This window comes from Pseudoalteromonas sp. CuT4-3 (assembly GCF_035666335.1).
Taxonomy (GTDB): domain Bacteria; phylum Pseudomonadota; class Gammaproteobacteria; order Enterobacterales; family Alteromonadaceae; genus Pseudoalteromonas; species Pseudoalteromonas atlantica.
In genome coordinates this window covers 422,232-436,731 of sequence record NZ_CP142030.1, presented here as the reverse complement: position 1 = coordinate 436,731, position 14,500 = coordinate 422,232, and the positions used below count along the sequence as shown (strand labels likewise).

Annotated in this window: 15 protein-coding genes; 6 read left to right on the top strand and 9 right to left on the bottom strand. The window is 39.5% G+C overall.

The annotated features are described in order from the left end of the window. Window positions 1–11: 11 nt before the first annotated feature. Window positions 12–482 (bottom strand): hypothetical protein, encoded by a 471-nt coding sequence (locus tag VOI46_RS01940; protein ID WP_039972065.1) that lies wholly within the window; start codon window positions 480–482, stop codon window positions 12–14. A gap of 77 nt (window positions 483–559) precedes the next feature. Between VOI46_RS01940 and VOI46_RS01935 the strand changes: the two genes are divergently transcribed. Further along, the gene (locus VOI46_RS01935; RefSeq protein WP_004585741.1) at window positions 560–1,468 is read left to right on the top strand and encodes a pyridoxal-phosphate dependent enzyme; all 909 of its coding nucleotides are present in this window, start codon (window positions 560–562) and stop codon (window positions 1,466–1,468) included. A gap of 138 nt (window positions 1,469–1,606) precedes the next feature. Here VOI46_RS01935 and VOI46_RS01930 read toward each other — a convergent pair whose 3' ends face one another. The 7 genes from VOI46_RS01930 to VOI46_RS01900 form a co-directional block, all read right to left on the bottom strand. Further along, the gene (locus VOI46_RS01930; protein WP_004585740.1) at window positions 1,607–3,280 is read right to left on the bottom strand and encodes an EAL domain-containing protein; all 1,674 of its coding nucleotides are present in this window, start codon (window positions 3,278–3,280) and stop codon (window positions 1,607–1,609) included. A 145-nt stretch (window positions 3,281–3,425) separates the two neighbouring features. Next, window positions 3,426–3,842 (bottom strand): arsenate reductase (glutaredoxin), encoded by a 417-nt coding sequence (gene arsC, locus VOI46_RS01925; protein ID WP_004585739.1) that lies wholly within the window; start codon window positions 3,840–3,842, stop codon window positions 3,426–3,428. Between the two features lie 9 nt (window positions 3,843–3,851). Further along, window positions 3,852–4,868, bottom strand: a complete 1,017-nt coding sequence (gene arsB, locus VOI46_RS01920) for an ACR3 family arsenite efflux transporter (RefSeq protein WP_004585738.1) — start codon at window positions 4,866–4,868, stop codon at window positions 3,852–3,854. A 9-nt stretch (window positions 4,869–4,877) separates the two neighbouring features. Beyond that, complete coding sequence (gene arsH / locus VOI46_RS01915; RefSeq protein WP_004585737.1) at window positions 4,878–5,600, bottom strand: arsenical resistance protein ArsH; 723 nt, start codon at window positions 5,598–5,600, stop codon at window positions 4,878–4,880. Between the two features lie 171 nt (window positions 5,601–5,771). Beyond that, on the bottom strand, window positions 5,772–6,983 hold the full coding sequence (locus VOI46_RS01910) for a response regulator (protein ID WP_324738135.1): 1,212 nt from the start codon (window positions 6,981–6,983) through the stop codon (window positions 5,772–5,774). A gap of 186 nt (window positions 6,984–7,169) precedes the next feature. Next, on the bottom strand, window positions 7,170–8,498 hold the full coding sequence (locus tag VOI46_RS01905; RefSeq protein WP_004585735.1) for a histidine kinase dimerization/phospho-acceptor domain-containing protein: 1,329 nt from the start codon (window positions 8,496–8,498) through the stop codon (window positions 7,170–7,172). Window positions 8,499–8,668: 170 nt separating this feature from the next. Beyond that, window positions 8,669–9,580, bottom strand: coding sequence for a LysR family transcriptional regulator (locus VOI46_RS01900; protein WP_004585734.1), 912 nt, complete (start codon window positions 9,578–9,580; stop codon window positions 8,669–8,671). Between the two features lie 138 nt (window positions 9,581–9,718). On the opposite strand from VOI46_RS01900, the gene VOI46_RS01895 reads away from it, so the two are divergent. The 5 genes from VOI46_RS01895 (at window position 9,719) to VOI46_RS01875 (ending at window position 13,087) form a co-directional block, all read left to right on the top strand. Beyond that, window positions 9,719–10,891, top strand: coding sequence for an MFS transporter (locus VOI46_RS01895; protein WP_004585733.1), 1,173 nt, complete (start codon window positions 9,719–9,721; stop codon window positions 10,889–10,891). Between the two features lie 69 nt (window positions 10,892–10,960). Further along, window positions 10,961–11,230, top strand: coding sequence for a hypothetical protein (locus VOI46_RS01890; RefSeq protein WP_232423952.1), 270 nt, complete (start codon window positions 10,961–10,963; stop codon window positions 11,228–11,230). Window positions 11,231–11,245: 15 nt separating this feature from the next. Continuing rightward, a complete protein-coding gene (locus tag VOI46_RS01885; protein ID WP_232423951.1) occupies window positions 11,246–12,109 on the top strand; it encodes an MFS transporter in 864 nt (287 codons plus the stop codon). Window positions 12,110–12,120: 11 nt separating this feature from the next. Further along, window positions 12,121–12,654 carry a redoxin domain-containing protein gene (locus VOI46_RS01880; RefSeq protein ID WP_004585732.1) on the top strand — a complete coding sequence of 178 codons (534 nt, stop codon included), beginning with the start codon at window positions 12,121–12,123 and terminating at the stop codon, window positions 12,652–12,654. A 64-nt stretch (window positions 12,655–12,718) separates the two neighbouring features. Then, window positions 12,719–13,087, top strand: coding sequence for a hypothetical protein (locus VOI46_RS01875; RefSeq protein WP_004585731.1), 369 nt, complete (start codon window positions 12,719–12,721; stop codon window positions 13,085–13,087). Between the two features lie 120 nt (window positions 13,088–13,207). Here the strand turns inward: VOI46_RS01875 and VOI46_RS01870 are convergent. Then, window positions 13,208–14,442 (bottom strand): IS3 family transposase gene (locus VOI46_RS01870; protein WP_324738134.1). Its coding sequence is split into 2 segments (ribosomal slippage): window positions 13,208–14,091 and window positions 14,091–14,442, totalling 1,236 coding nucleotides; the frame shifts between segments, so codons are not numbered across the junction. Window positions 14,443–14,500 lie beyond the last annotated feature (58 nt).

The following is a 14,500-nucleotide window of genomic DNA, read 5'->3' as shown; positions in this document are numbered from 1 at the left end:
GAGCACAGGCTTTATTTTTGAAAAGCTATCAATAAAAGGCAGTAACTGTAGTTTATTAGTAATAAACTACAGTTACTGCTTTGCATAGGCTGAATAATTGGGTAATCGATAAAGTCGGCAACAATGTTCTCTGGTGGAATATCAACTAAGTCTTTTGTTGTCCAAGGTAAGGATTGAATGATCTCTTCGTCACTCAGCATGGGTTTATCCATTTGCACTATTTGATAAAAATAATGAGGAACCACTAAATTTACAGGGCACACCTCAGCGCAAACTTCATTTGCGCAAGTTGCAATAGCGACTGTATAATCCGTTCGGTCCTCTACATTCACACTGTGTGAGTTATGTACGTACCACTGCCCTTGATTTTTTTTTAAACACACCGCGTTTACTGTATCTGCATAAGTAGCAATACCAATCGCTGTGCTTGAGTCTAAACTGCGATTTAACCAAGATAACAACGAAAACAGCTTTTTTTTCATATAGCTACTATTGTTAATAAGAGATTAATTAAGTGTCGTACAAGATTGTTAGTTTGCAAGTTTAAACGCGAGAAATAATGCTTAACTTATTTAATATTGAAAAAGAAAGTCCAATACAACAAATAGATAGCGACTGTCTAAAAAAGAGAAACATACGGTTAAGTATAAAAAGAGATGACTTACTTCACCCGCTAATAAGTGGTAATAAATGGCGTAAGCTAAAATATAATTTACAGCAAATGCAAGCTCTTAATAAAACACAACTACTCACCTTTGGGGGGGCTTTTTCTAATCATGTTCACGCCTGTGCAGGGGCGGGTAAACTATTTAATATAAAAACCCACGCCATAATTAGAGGGCCACACTTAGATACTCAAAACCCCACCCTACAATTTGCTAAACAGTGTGCAATGGATTTACATGCGGTAACTCGTATTGAATATAAGCAGCGCCATGACCCTGATTATTTAGCCCAGTTGCAAGCACGCTTTACACAAGCCTATATAATCCCTGAAGGTGGAAGTAATACATACGCCCTGCCTGGGTGTGCTGAGCTTGCTAAAAGCTTACCAAAGCATGATTACTTAGTATGTCCCACTGGAAGTGGAGGAACACTTGCAGGCTTAATTGAAGGTAGCTATGAGGCCACACAGCTGTTAGGAATTGCGGTATTAAAACAAGCCGAGTACTTGAACAATGAAATTACAGCGCTCAGTAAAAAAGCAGCTCAGCAATCCAATTGGCAGCTACTTACTGAGTTTCATGATGGCGGTTATGGCAAATTTAGTAATGACTTATGGCAGTTTTGCCAACGCATGCAGCAGCAACATGACTTACCTCTTGAGCCTATATACAGCGGTAAAATGATGTATGCACTATGGCAACTTATCGAGCAAGATTACTTTGCTGCTGGTAGTCATATAATGGCAATTCATACAGGCGGTTTACAGGGGCTCAATGGGCTAAAATATCGTGGCCTGATCTAGGGCTATTAACCTCTGGGCATTAAAACATGCTTACTTAAGGCCAGTTTAACCACGGTGCAATGTGTAACCGAGTGAGCTCTACAACCGCTGCTAGAGTGGCCCTTTTGGCTGTACTTAGCTTAAAAGGATTAACTGGCCTTAGTAAAACGTGGCATGCGTGTATTCCTGCAAGGGCTCAGAAAAGTAAAAACCTTGTGCGGCAACTACGCCTAGTTTAGCCAACATAAGTAGCTCTTTTTGGGTTTCTACACCCACCGCGTATACAGGTATATTGAGCAACTTGCTTTGCGCCACAATGTTTTTAACTTGTTTTTGCTGTTGTGTTTTTTCATCCACATTATGAACAAGCGGATAACCCAGTTTTATACCGCTAACTAATTTTTGAGAAGCAATTTGGTTAATGTGCTCCACATTCTGTACATTATCAATCACCAGCAAACTTTGTAGGGCCGTCAGTTTTTCAAAGGCACCTGCTAGTTGCGCTTGGTACTTAATAAAGTCTGCTTCGCTAATTTCAAACTGTAATTTTCGCTTTGGCGTAAAATCTTTCATATTGGTGACAAACCAGCTCCAAAACTGCTCGTTAAACCAATTACTTATATGCAAATTAACGCTCACCGTTAGAGCACTGGGCTCAGCTAAAATAAGCTTTTTAACTTGAAGTAGCACCGCTTTATCTAACTCAAATGCTTGGTGATTGTTAAAGTCTTGATTAATAAAGTAGCGTGCAGCTAATAAACCATGCGGTTGCTGCCTAATTCTTATTAGCACTTCATGTTGTACAATATCGCCGCTGGTGATCATAAATAACGGTTGAAAGAACAAAATAAATTTATTCTTTTTAATATTTTCAATAACCTGCTTACTTGAAATTAAGTTCCCTTGCTCGTGCTGTAACGCGAGCCTATGCCAGTGCTGAATTAAGCTTTTTTCTGAAAATACTAAGGCCGACTTAGCGAGTTTAAAAATAACGGGTTGCTCAGCAGCATATCGATAATCGCACAGACCAACCTTTATGTTTTTACGCGTTACTGTGCTTAGATAACGCTTACAAATTTGATAAACGCATTCGTGTAGGCTTTCACTGTATGTATCTAGCTTTGCTACAGGGATATTATTTAAAGTAATAGCAAGGTTGTTAGCATCAAATACATTAACTGATACTGCAGGAAGCTCTTTAAAATATTTTGCTATCAATACCTTAAAGCTTGCTTGGGTATCGGTATTTTCATCAAACACACAATCACATTTCACTATGGCAAATAAGCTATGCCGTGCTGCACTAACACCGTACATAGACTTTACTTCGCAGTTTAATGTGGTGATTTGCGTAGAAAGTTTTTTTGCTGCTTTAGTTTTGCTGTAAGGCAATGGCAGGTTCGCTGCCGGTTTTTTTACTAATACTTTCCACCATCTAACCCACCAGCTAGTGGCACCTAATATAATGATATTTAATAATAAAAATAAGTAGGCTTGCTCCACCCAGGCAGGCCAGTGGTATAAACTTATGCTGAGCGTTTTATAGCTAAATACATCGTGCTGTATATCAACTAAGTATTTGAAGTGTTCGGCATTGGAGTGTGCAGCCAGCATAAAGCCTTTACTTTGCACCAATGCCTGCACTATTTCTTTATCGGCATTGGCATTAATTTGCAGCTCAAAAATTTGCTGTGTTAACTGCTGACCATTTTTATGAATTTTTTTATGGAGCGTATCATTTAAAAGCATATTAAAAATAATTACCACCAGCGTGAAACTGGTTAAGTAAATTATTTTTTTTTGCTCAGCAATTTTTATTAAGGCTTTATGCATAGTGCTCTCTGTGGCAACGCGACTATTTAAAGTGTTGTTCAAAATAGTCATTAGCACAAGCAGGCAAAGCAAGTTTAAATGTTTATAATCTTGCTAAACAAAAAAACCCCGTGTAAACGGGGTTTTGGCAAATAGCTTATTACTTTTAGGGTTGCTCGCCCTGCCCGTTTAATATCATTTCTCCGTCTTCTTTGTATAGCTCACCTTTAGGCCATTGTGCTAATAGCGTTAAAACTTGCTCACTCGGGCGGCACAGTTTAACCCCTTTTTCGGTGCACACTATAGGTCTATTAACCAATATAGGGTGCTCAAGCATGGCCTCTAAAATAGCTTTATCTGTTACGTTTTCATTTAACAAGCCTAGCTCTTCAGCAGGCGATTTACTCACTCTCAACGCTGTTTTTGGTGTTAAGTTTGCTGCGGCAAATAACGCTAACAATTGAGGTTTTGTCCAGCCCTCTTTAAGGTATTCAATAACCGTGGGGGTATAGCCAGCGGCTTTAATAATCTGCAATACATTGCGCGATGTACCACAATCAGGGTTATGATGAATAACGACCATGACACTCTCCTAGTTAAACCAATGACGCGTTTTATTAGCAAAATAAACTAAGCTAAGCATAACAGGTACTTCAACAAGAACGCCTACAACGGTGGCAAGCGCAGCACCAGAGTGTAAACCAAATAATGAAATGGCTACGGCAACAGCGAGTTCAAAAAAGTTAGAAGTTGCAATCATGCAAGCTGGAGCTGCAATATTATGACCTAGGCCCATTTTTTTTGCGGCTATATAGGCTATTGCAAAAATACCGTACGTTTGAAAAAGTAACGGAATAGCAATCAATACAATGGCTTCTGGGTTATCTATTAATGTTTGAGACTGAAAACCAAATAAAAGTGCCACCGTTGCCAGTAAGCCAATTATAGAATACGGTTTCATTACCTTTAAAAAGTGATTTAACCGTGTGTGATCTTCACCTTTATCTAACTTTTTGCGGGTAATAGCGCCTGCTATTAATGGAATAAGTACATACAAAACCACCGAGAGTAATAACGTGTCCCACGGTACCGTTATGTCTGTTACCCCTAGTAATAAACCTGCGATGGGCGCAAAGGCAAATATCATAATAATATCGTTTATAGATACCTGCACTAACGTGTAATTAGCATCGCCTTTTGTTAATTGACACCACACAAACACCATTGCAGTACATGGTGCTACTCCTAATAAAATCATACCGGCTATGTATTCTGTTGCCGTTTGTGGATCAACAAAGTCTGCAAAAATGCCTTTAAAAAATAACCACCCTAGTAAGGCCATGGTAAAGGGCTTTATGAGCCAGTTGATAACGACTGTCAGTACTAAGCCTTTAGGCTTTTTGCCTACATCTTTAATAGAAGAGAAGTCAATTTGCACCATCATTGGGTAAATCATAAACCAAATGAGTACAGCGATAACAATATTTACATGTGCATATTCTAAGCTTGCAACAACACTAAATACATCGGGTACGGTGTAACCGGCGACAATCCCTACCGCGATTGCCAGCGCAACCCACACCGATAAAAAGCGCTCAAATAACCCCACAGTAACCTCCTAAATGTCTTTTTGATTTACGCGTTTACTGAGCTGCTCTGCTGTTTCTACTCGCTCAGAGTATCGATCAACAAAGTGTTCTTTTTGGTCGCGCATTGATAAGGTAAATTTTACGAGCTCTTCCATTACATCCACAATTCGATTGTAAAAAGCGGAAGGCTTCATTCGGCCATTTTCTTCAAATTCTAAAAACGCTTTAGGCACCGATGACTGATTAGGTATAGTTACCATGCGCATCCACCGCCCTAATACGCGTAACTGATTAACCACATTAAATGACTGCGAACCACCACAAACCTGCAGCACAGCCAGCGTTTTACCTTGTGTAGGCCTTACCCCACCCAGGTTTAATGGAACCCAATCAATTTGGTTTTTAAATACACTCGTCATAGCACCGTGTCGCTCCGGCGAGCACCATACTTGCCCTTCAGACCAGAGCATTAAATCACGCAACTCTTGCACCTTAGGGTGCATCTCATCTTCACTATCTGTTATGGGTAAACCTTCAGGGTTAAATATTTTAACCTCAGCACCAAAGTGGGTTAGCAAGCGTGCACTTTCTTCTATAACTAACTTGCTATATGAGCGGGCTCTTAGCGATCCGTATAACAATAAGATTTTAGGTTTATGAGATGAAAACGTTAGCGTGAAATCCTTAACGGTAGGAGGAGTGCTTTGTGAAAGTTCTAAATTAGGTAGCTCGTGTTCAATTGATTTACTCATAATCCTTAACCTTGTAGTTCTATAGCGAACTAAATATATATGAAAAAACGAATATATGAAATTTCACATATTAAAAGGTGTGAGTCAAACCCTATTTATATAAATTTTGCGTTTGGTTTTTTAACGTTGCAGGCGTTAAAGCCTGCTATTAAAGGTAGGTAATTGATAAGTTTATTTATTTAAGCAGCTAATTATTGTATCGCGTAATGTTTTAGCTTTTATTGGTTTAGCAACATGTGCATTCATACCAATAGATAGGTAGTGAGTAATATCATCTTTCATTACGTTTGCAGTTAACGCAATGATAGGCATAGAGGCAAGCGCAGTATTGCTATCACTGCGTATTACTTTAGTCGCTTCTACACCGTCCATAATGGGCATATGAATATCCATTAAAATAATATCAAACGTTTCTAATTTTACGGTTTGTATGCATTCTAAGCCATTTTCTACTACGTGCACTTGCGCCCCACTGGCGGCTAATATATCGGATACAATTAACCTGTTTATGGCGTTATCTTCCACAACGAGTATTTTTACCCCTTGCAGTGGCTTTTCGGTGGCAGGTTTATGGGTATTACTTGTAGAAGGGCTAACCACTTTGCTTTTCATCGCTTCAAATAACACGCTGGTAAGCACAGGCTTATGCAAAATAGTCTTAATGTTTATTTTTTTAGCTATGTCGTAAATTGCGTCGTTTTTGCTTGCTGTAAGTACAATAATATTGTTGCAAAGCTGTGGGTTCACTTTGTAAATGCGGGTAAAAAACGTTTCACTGCTCATGGTCGGCATTTCACAATCAACAATAATAATTTTATAAGTGTTTATATTTTCTTTAATTATCTCTATTGCATCACTTGCCTGCGTGCAAGGCGTACAACGCAGTCCCATTGCACTAAGCTGACTTTTAATTAAGCTTAAATCATCTTCGTTATCATCTATTAGTAATACATCAAATGGTTCAGCAAATGATAACTGTGGGCTGTCTTCTATTAATGCTTGGGTGTTTACCTCAACGTTTATGGTAGCAATAAACTCACTGCCTTCACCTTGCGTACTGCTTACAGAAATATCGCCACCCATTGCTTGGCATAAACGTTTACTAATGGCTAAGCCTAACCCAGTTCCCCCGTATTTTCGGGTTGTAGAGCTGTCGGCCTGAGTAAATGATTCAAACAAGTTAGGTAAGCTTTTTTCATCAATACCTATGCCGGTATCTTTAACACTAAAGCGTAAAACAGTACTTTTGGTGTCATGGGGGGCTTCTTCTGCGTCTATTTGCACCGAAACAGCTCCATTAGAGGTAAACTTAATCGCGTTAGAGCACAAGTTAATTAATACTTGGTTTATACGCACCACATCGCCAACTAAGTTATGTTTCACGTTATCGCTAATATTAATCTCAAACGCAATACCTTTACTCCGCGCCTTATTTTCAAATGTGGTCGTTATATAATCGACAACCGCGTTTAACGAAAATGCAAAGGCCTCGAGTTTGATATTTCCTGACTCGATTTTTGAAAAATCTAAAATGTCATTAATAACCACAAGTAATTGATCTGACGAGTACTATATTTTTTCTAAATATTGTTTGTCTTCTTCAGGTAAGTTTTTGCCCAATAAAATATTTGTCAGCCCTATAATGCCACTCATTGGGGTTCTGATCTCGTGACTCATATTGGCTAAAAATTCAGATTTTGACGAGGTAAGTTGCTCTGCTTCATCTTTAGCTTGTAATAGCTCTTTAGTGCGTTGTTCTACACGCGATTCAAGTCGTAGTTTTTCTTCATCAAGCGCGTTTACAAGCTGAATGCGGCGGCGGTTTAATCGTAATACAAACACTAAAAAAGCGCTCAATACAAAAATAGTAATGGCGGCGCTGTAAATTAACACTTTATTTTGTTCAAAGTAACTCGGCTTGTAATAAGCAATAATCGATTTTTCTGGCAGGCTTTGCGGGGCAACATTATATTTTTTTAGCTGTCGCCAATCGTATTTATGAACACTTAAATTTTCATCGCTTATAGTAGGTAACACGTTATTTTCACTGTAAGAAATAATAGCTTCACCCACGCGTTTACCTATTTTCTCACCTGATAAAACATAACCACCCACGACACCTGAGCCCAATAAAACTTCCCAGTAGCTAAAAATGGGGGCGTTACTGTGCTGAGCGAGCAAGTTGACGAGCTGATACGGGCTAATCGACTTATTTTCGTAATTTCTAAATATAGGGGTAAATAAAATAATGGCGTCTGAAGGCGCATTTTTTACTTTTGTCATCAGTTCTGCAGCAGGAAGATCAAACCATTGCTCAACTTCTAAATACGAGAAATCTTGGCTGATAATATTAAACAGCCCCGTATAAAAGTTTATACCTATTTCATTTTTAGTATCTAAGATGACTATGAGCTTTTTAGGTTTCATTAAATTAACCGCGCTGGCGGTTGCTTGCTTGTAGTCTAACTTAGCCTGCATTGAGGCATTATTAGTGTTTGCCGGTAGCCTAAACTGTTCGCCAGGTTCTAAATAAATTTTTGGTGTGCTAGTAAAAAAATCATTCAATTGCGATATTAACGTGGCAGCTGAGGGGGATTGCGTGACAATTATATCTATGTGCTTATTTTTATATTTTTGCTTAAGGTAGTCGCTCATTAATTGCGTTTGAGTGGCCTCATCAAAGCGCCCTACATCAATGTTTTCAACAAAAAGCTCATAGTCAAAAGTTCGTGTTGATAGCTCGCTATTTAAGCCCTCTTCAACACTTTTATGCCAAGGCATATGTTGGTTGGTAGAATTGATAAATAAGACATTGGTAATTTTAGAATCCGGTTGAGCGCTTACCGGCAAACTGGCAAATTGAAAAACAAGAAATAAAAATAAAATAATGGCTTTCATGTTTCTCATAGTTGCTTGAAGTGATTAGTACCACTAGAGTAGATGTTAATTAGTTACAAATCAATTAAATGAGATGTAAATTACAAAGGTGTATTTGCGTTTTTTCGCATTTACGCCTCGCTAATTATTGCGGCGCATAAGTTAGCTAAAAGCGCTTTTATAAAGCCAACTCAATTACGCATGCTAAGCTGAATTTCTGCTTGGGCATTAAGTGCCATTTCTACAAACGCTTGCGTGGTAGCACTGCTGTTAATTTGCTTGTATTGCAGCTGCAAATAAATTTGTGTGTCGACCTTTTCTAACTCTATAAAATGGCAACCCTCGCTATATAATTTACTTACACAATAAGGCGCTATAGCTAACCCTAAACCAGCGGCAACCTCTGTTACTAAGGTTTGCATATGCCTTGGCTGACTAATAATGTTAGGTGAAAAGCCAGCGCGCTTGCAACGAGTAATAATTTCATCAAACAACCCTAAGGCTTCGTCGCGATTAAAAAGAATAAACGGCTCATTTTTAAGGGTTTTCATATCAATAGTTTGCACCGATGCAAAGGGATGATTTTTGTTGACCACCGCTACGAGTCGGTCAACATACATAGTTTCACTTATAAACTCATCGGCTATGGTGCTTGGTAACGGCCGAGAAAACGCGACATCTACCCGTTCGTTTTTAAGGGCCTCTATTTGCTCGGTCGCGGTCATTTCTAGCAAGGTAACGTGAACATTAGGAAACTGCGACTTATACGTTCGGATTAATTTGGCCAAAAATGTTAAACATGCAGAGCTTAAATACGCAATACTCAGCGAGCCTAACTGCCCGCTATCGACCAGTTTAACCTTATTTTTAGCCCGCTCTGTAAGCGCTAAAATTGCCGTGGCATCTTTAACTAACTGCTCTCCCGCTTGCGTGATCGACACTTCCCGAGAGTTACGGATAAACAAGCTAACACCTAGCTGCTCTTCTAACGAAGAAATATGGCAACTTATAGCGGGCTGAACAGTATGTAGCTCTTGAGCCGCTTCGGAAAAGCTCAAGTGCTTAGCCACTGCAATAAAACTTTTTAATATTTTTATATCCATGTACTACTCAAATTTGCTCTGTATGAGAGGTATAACAGCAACTATACGTTATTTGTATAGATTCCATCAAATTTAAACATTTCTAACATCAAGCATCTCCCTCTATCATTCGCCTACCTTTTAATGTTGGAGAGCAAAATGACCCGGGTAACGCAAAGCGCCTCGTTAAGTCGCTTTATTTTATTGTTGATGACAACCGCCATTGCAGCAACCGCTGCAAACCTATATTACAGCCAGCCAATTTTACCCCTGATTGGTAACGAGTTTAATTTAACGGATTCACAACTTGGTAGCATTCCCGCATTTACTCAATTTGGTTACGCTTTTGCCCTATTGTTTATTTCGCCGCTGGGGGATTCTATTGCGCGTCGTCGCTTAATAAGCATTTTATCGGGCTTACTGGTTATTGCATGTAGTTTTGCCGTATTTACACCTAACTTACCGCTGTTATTAATGTCGGTATTTTTAATAGGGGTAAGTGCCAACATTACCCAGCAATTAATCCCTTTTGCGGCATCACTTGTATCTGCTGAAAATAAAGGGGCGCCATTGGGCACCTTAATGATGGGTCTAACCATTGGTATTTTACTTTCACGCACGTTAAGCGGTTTTGTAGGAGAACACTTTGGTTGGCGTGGCGTATTTGTTATGTCTGCAATATTAGCTGCGCTATTTGGTGTACTACTTAGGCTCTTTTTACCCCTAAATAAACCACAAACTAGCTTACGTTACTGGCCGCTACTTAAAAGTACAGTGGCGTTATTTAAACTGCACAAACCACTACAAGTGTTTACTTTAACTGGCGCGCTTTGGTTTGCTGCTTTTAATGTACTATGGGCTACTTTAGCTATTTATGTCAGTGATGCACCTTTTAACTACAGTGCCCAAGAGGCCGGATTATTTGGCATCATCGCATTAGCTGGCATAATAGGGGCTAAGTCTTCGGGTAAGTGGGTCAATGCGCTGGGCTCTAAAAAATTAGTCATGATAGTACTCACACTTGCCGCAATTGGTTTTGCTATTACAGGCGTTTTTTTAGGAAACCTAATAGCCCTAATTATCGGTATTATTTTAATCGACTTCGCTATTTTTAGCGCACAAGTAGCCAATCAAGTCCGCGTATTTAGCATAGACCCAAGCGCACAAAGCCGTATTAATGGTGTTTACATGCTCGGCTACTACTTAGGCGGCGCCTTTGGCTCAATTATTGGTGTGAAAGCCTTTGCTTTGTACCAGTGGCCTGGCGTAGTCGTCCTTAGTGTAGTGTTAATTACCATCAGCGCTGCTTTTAACTCTCTCGCAAAAAAATAACCGCCATTAACTCCTTGCAACTAAGCATAAGTACCCCTTAGTTGCCCCATTTAAAAACAGAGAATACTTATGAATAAACTCAATAACGCAGGAAGCTACACTTTGCTGTGTATAGCTTGCTTAACAATCATGGTGGGTGCATTGGTTGCACCTGGTTTAATCAGTATATCAACAGCCCTAAATGTTGCTGACAGTGCGGTATTTTTAGTGACCTTACCGGCTTTAGGGGCTGTTATATTTGCGCCTATTGCAGGTAAATTAATTGATAAATATGGCGCTTACCGTTCATTAATTATTGGCTTATTTTTATACGGCTTTTTAGGTGCAAGCGTGTATTAGTTACAAGGGCCGCTGTTGGTTTTTGCTAACCGTATTTTACTTGGCGGTGTTACCTCAATTGTTATGGCCGGATGTACCGTTTTAATATCACAGTGGTACTTTGGTAAAGCGCGCCTAGGCATGCTTGCTAAGCAAGGCATGGCAATAGAGCTAGGTGGCGTTATATTTCTATTTATAGGTGGCCTACTTGCTGTGCAGCATTGGGCTTTACCATTATCGTTGTACCTTATTTCTTGGGTATTTTTAGCCATGTTACTACTTTTTGTGCCGCGTAATCACCCTCAAGCACAAGAGGCACAAGAGGTACAAGCAACACAAGAGCACATAATATCAAATAAAGGCTTATCTCTTAAGCATGTGTATTCGCTGGCTGTGCTTGCAATGGTCACGTTTTTTAGCGCAATTGTTTTACTACCCAGCACAATGCATGCGCAAAATTATAATGAAGAACAAGTAGGGTTTTTACTCTCTTTCATCTCGTTAGTGGCTGTTGTGGGGGCACATTTTATGCCTCAGTTAACTAAAAAAATGGGCGAGCAAAAAGTACCTGCGTTGGCATTTATAGGCTATGGGGCATCATTTGCTTTCTTTTTACAAACGGGTACAGCGTTATTGGTAATAGGCGCTGTGTTTAGCGGTATTGGCTTTGGTTTTAGCATCCCACTATTAAACCATATGACCGTAGAGCGTAGCGCAGCCTCTGTTCGCGGTCGTAACCTCTCTTATTTCACAATGGCTGTTTTTTCTGGGCAATTTTTAACATCGTTTGTTGAATATATCCCCGGAGGCACTCGCAATATTTTTATTAGCTGTATCAGCTTATGTGCACTCACTGCGCTGTACTTATTTGTTAAAAAAAATCATTCACAATCAGTATAAAAGAGGTTTTTATGTCAGAGTCATTTAAATTAATAGCCGGTAATTCATTTCCAACAGTTACTGCACACTTGCTCGATGGGACAACCGCAGATCTAAGTAAGCCGCACGGTGGCGCCGAGTGGCAAATTCTCGTGGTATACAGAGGCAAGCACTGCCCGCTTTGTATGCGTTACTTAAATTTACTAGAAGCGCAATTACCCGCATTAAAGGAACTTGGCGTAAGCGTTTGTGCTGTTTCTGCAGATAACCGCGCACAGCTAACACAATGCATGGACACGCTCTCGGTTAGCTTTCCTATAGCTTATGGTTTAACACAGCAGCAAATGAAACAACTTGGGCTGTATATTTCCTCACCTCGCTCTGAGCAAGAAACCGACCACAACTTTGCAGAGCCCGCTATTTTTGTCGTAAATGAGCAAGGGATATTGCAAGCAGTAAATATTTCTAATGCCCCGTATTTACGCCCTGAGTTAGACGTGGTTGTAAGAGGCCTAAAGTTTATTAAAGAGCAAAATAACTACCCTATTCGCGGCACTGTTGTGTAACCATTTAAATTGCAGCCGTGGCGTTTATTACCTTACGGCTGCTTTATTAAGGCAATAAGCTTTCATGAAAAACTTATTTAGTAACCTTTTAAATTTAGCCAGCGCGCTTTTTATGTTTCAGTTTGCCCTGCCAAAATTATTAGCAGCGCAAGTAAGCGTTAAAACCTTTAGCTACTTTGCGCAGGTACTGCCCGTTAACGCTAAAATTTATATGTATAGCGTGGGTTTACTGGAGTTGGTAGTGGGTTTAATGATGCTTGCTCTTTTGTTTATTAAAAATGAAAAGCAAAAAGCACTGTTTACCTATGTTGCGTATGTTTTATTGGCGGGTACGTTAATTGGGGCGCTGTTACATGAATATTTTGTTCGCCCCGATCCAGTTGCTCAGTTAGTCACTTACTCAGGCTGCTTTTTAGTTATATGTGCCATTTAATTTTTAGCCTATAAAAAGGCGCTAATAGCGCGTTTTGAGTGACCTTAAAGTATTAAAAGGTAGGTAGAAACAGCGCCTTTTGTGCTAAAACGTGTCCCGTCCTGAAATAGGTTGACGGTTTTAATGAAAGACTTGGTGCGAAAGCGCCAGGTCTTTTTTATGCACTTGATTTGGTGTTTTCATATCCAAACTTAAGTGCGGTCGCATTTCATTGTATATAAATATCGATTCTTCAACGAGCTGTTTTAACTCTGCCATATTGCGACATTTATACAGTAAAAACTCTTGCTTTAATATCCCGTTAATACGCTCTGCTAATGCGTTTTGATAACAGTCATACCCATCGGTCATCGATGGTCTAATGCCCTCTTTTAATAGCGCATTTTGATATACTTCAGAGCAATATTGTAAACCTCTATCTGAATGATGAATGGCATCACATTTATATACGCGTTGCTTAATTGTCATTTCTAATGCTTTGGCTACATCGGTTGCTTTCATTTCATCACTCAGCTCATAACCCATTATTTTTCGACTGTAAGCATCAGTGACTAACGATAGGTAATGCACGCCTTGCGCTGACTTTACGTATGTAATGTTACTAACGAAGACTTCCTCGGCCGCAGTAGGCATGTATTCCTTTAGTAAATTGGGATGCTTGCGCATCCAATGGTTACTGTTTGTTGTTTTAGTGTAATTTTTCTTTGGTTTTACAAGAAAGTCATGCTCTCTCAAATAATCAAAAAAACAATCACGACCTAGTTTAATGCCACGCTCTTGCAGGTCTGGCTTTATCATCAGATAAAGTTTCTTCCCACCAATACGAGGCATGAATTGCCGCCAGTACATCACTAATTCTTTGACTGGCTCCAATTCTTTATTCCGAGCATCTATTCTGCGCATAGCTTGATAGTAACCTTGTCGCGTTATGCCATATGCACGGCATAACGGAGTAAGCTTTATTTGATGGTTTTCTTTTGCGCGCGTGATAGCTCGGATATGTACTTTTTTCGCAAGCCCGCTCCATATTCTTCATCCATAATATTAATCATTTCATCTTTGATTAAATCCTTTAGGCGTAACTCTTCTATCTCGCGCTCTAAACGTTTAATTTTTTGTGCTGGGGTTTCTTTCGATTTAGGCATGTTGGCTATATAAGTTGGTTTAGACCAATCTAATTTACCATGTTTTCGCAGCCATACCAGAACGGTACTGCGGCCTTGAATGCCGTAATGACTTTGCGCTTGTTTATAGGTGAAGTCGCCTTTTTCTACTTGCTCAACAATAGATAATTTAAAGCCTAATGTATAATCTCGCTGAGTACGCTTAACGTCTTTAGTTTTAGTGGTTTTCATAAAATAAGTCCTAAATGTGTAAACACATTTCAGGACAAGACAACGTGTAGTTACAAAA

What these genes read in the sequence shown, in the direction of transcription:
- VOI46_RS01940 (WP_039972065.1), bottom strand. Translation starts at nt 482, where the DNA reads ATGAAAAAAAAGCTGTTTTCGTTGTTATCTTGGTTAAATCGCAGTTTA.
- VOI46_RS01935 (WP_004585741.1), top strand. Translation starts at nt 560, where the DNA reads ATGCTTAACTTATTTAATATTGAAAAAGAAAGTCCAATACAACAAATA.
- VOI46_RS01930 (WP_004585740.1), bottom strand. Translation starts at nt 3,280, where the DNA reads ATGCATAAAGCCTTAATAAAAATTGCTGAGCAAAAAAAAATAATTTAC.
- arsC (WP_004585739.1), bottom strand. Translation starts at nt 3,842, where the DNA reads ATGGTCGTTATTCATCATAACCCTGATTGTGGTACATCGCGCAATGTA.
- arsH (WP_004585737.1), bottom strand. Translation starts at nt 5,600, where the DNA reads ATGAGTAAATCAATTGAACACGAGCTACCTAATTTAGAACTTTCACAA.
- VOI46_RS01905 (WP_004585735.1), bottom strand. Translation starts at nt 8,498, where the DNA reads ATGAAAGCCATTATTTTATTTTTATTTCTTGTTTTTCAATTTGCCAGT.
- VOI46_RS01900 (WP_004585734.1), bottom strand. Translation starts at nt 9,580, where the DNA reads ATGGATATAAAAATATTAAAAAGTTTTATTGCAGTGGCTAAGCACTTG.
- VOI46_RS01895 (WP_004585733.1), top strand. Translation starts at nt 9,719, where the DNA reads ATGACCCGGGTAACGCAAAGCGCCTCGTTAAGTCGCTTTATTTTATTG.
- VOI46_RS01890 (WP_232423952.1), top strand. Translation starts at nt 10,961, where the DNA reads ATGAATAAACTCAATAACGCAGGAAGCTACACTTTGCTGTGTATAGCT.
- VOI46_RS01880 (WP_004585732.1), top strand. Translation starts at nt 12,121, where the DNA reads ATGTCAGAGTCATTTAAATTAATAGCCGGTAATTCATTTCCAACAGTT.
- VOI46_RS01875 (WP_004585731.1), top strand. Translation starts at nt 12,719, where the DNA reads ATGAAAAACTTATTTAGTAACCTTTTAAATTTAGCCAGCGCGCTTTTT.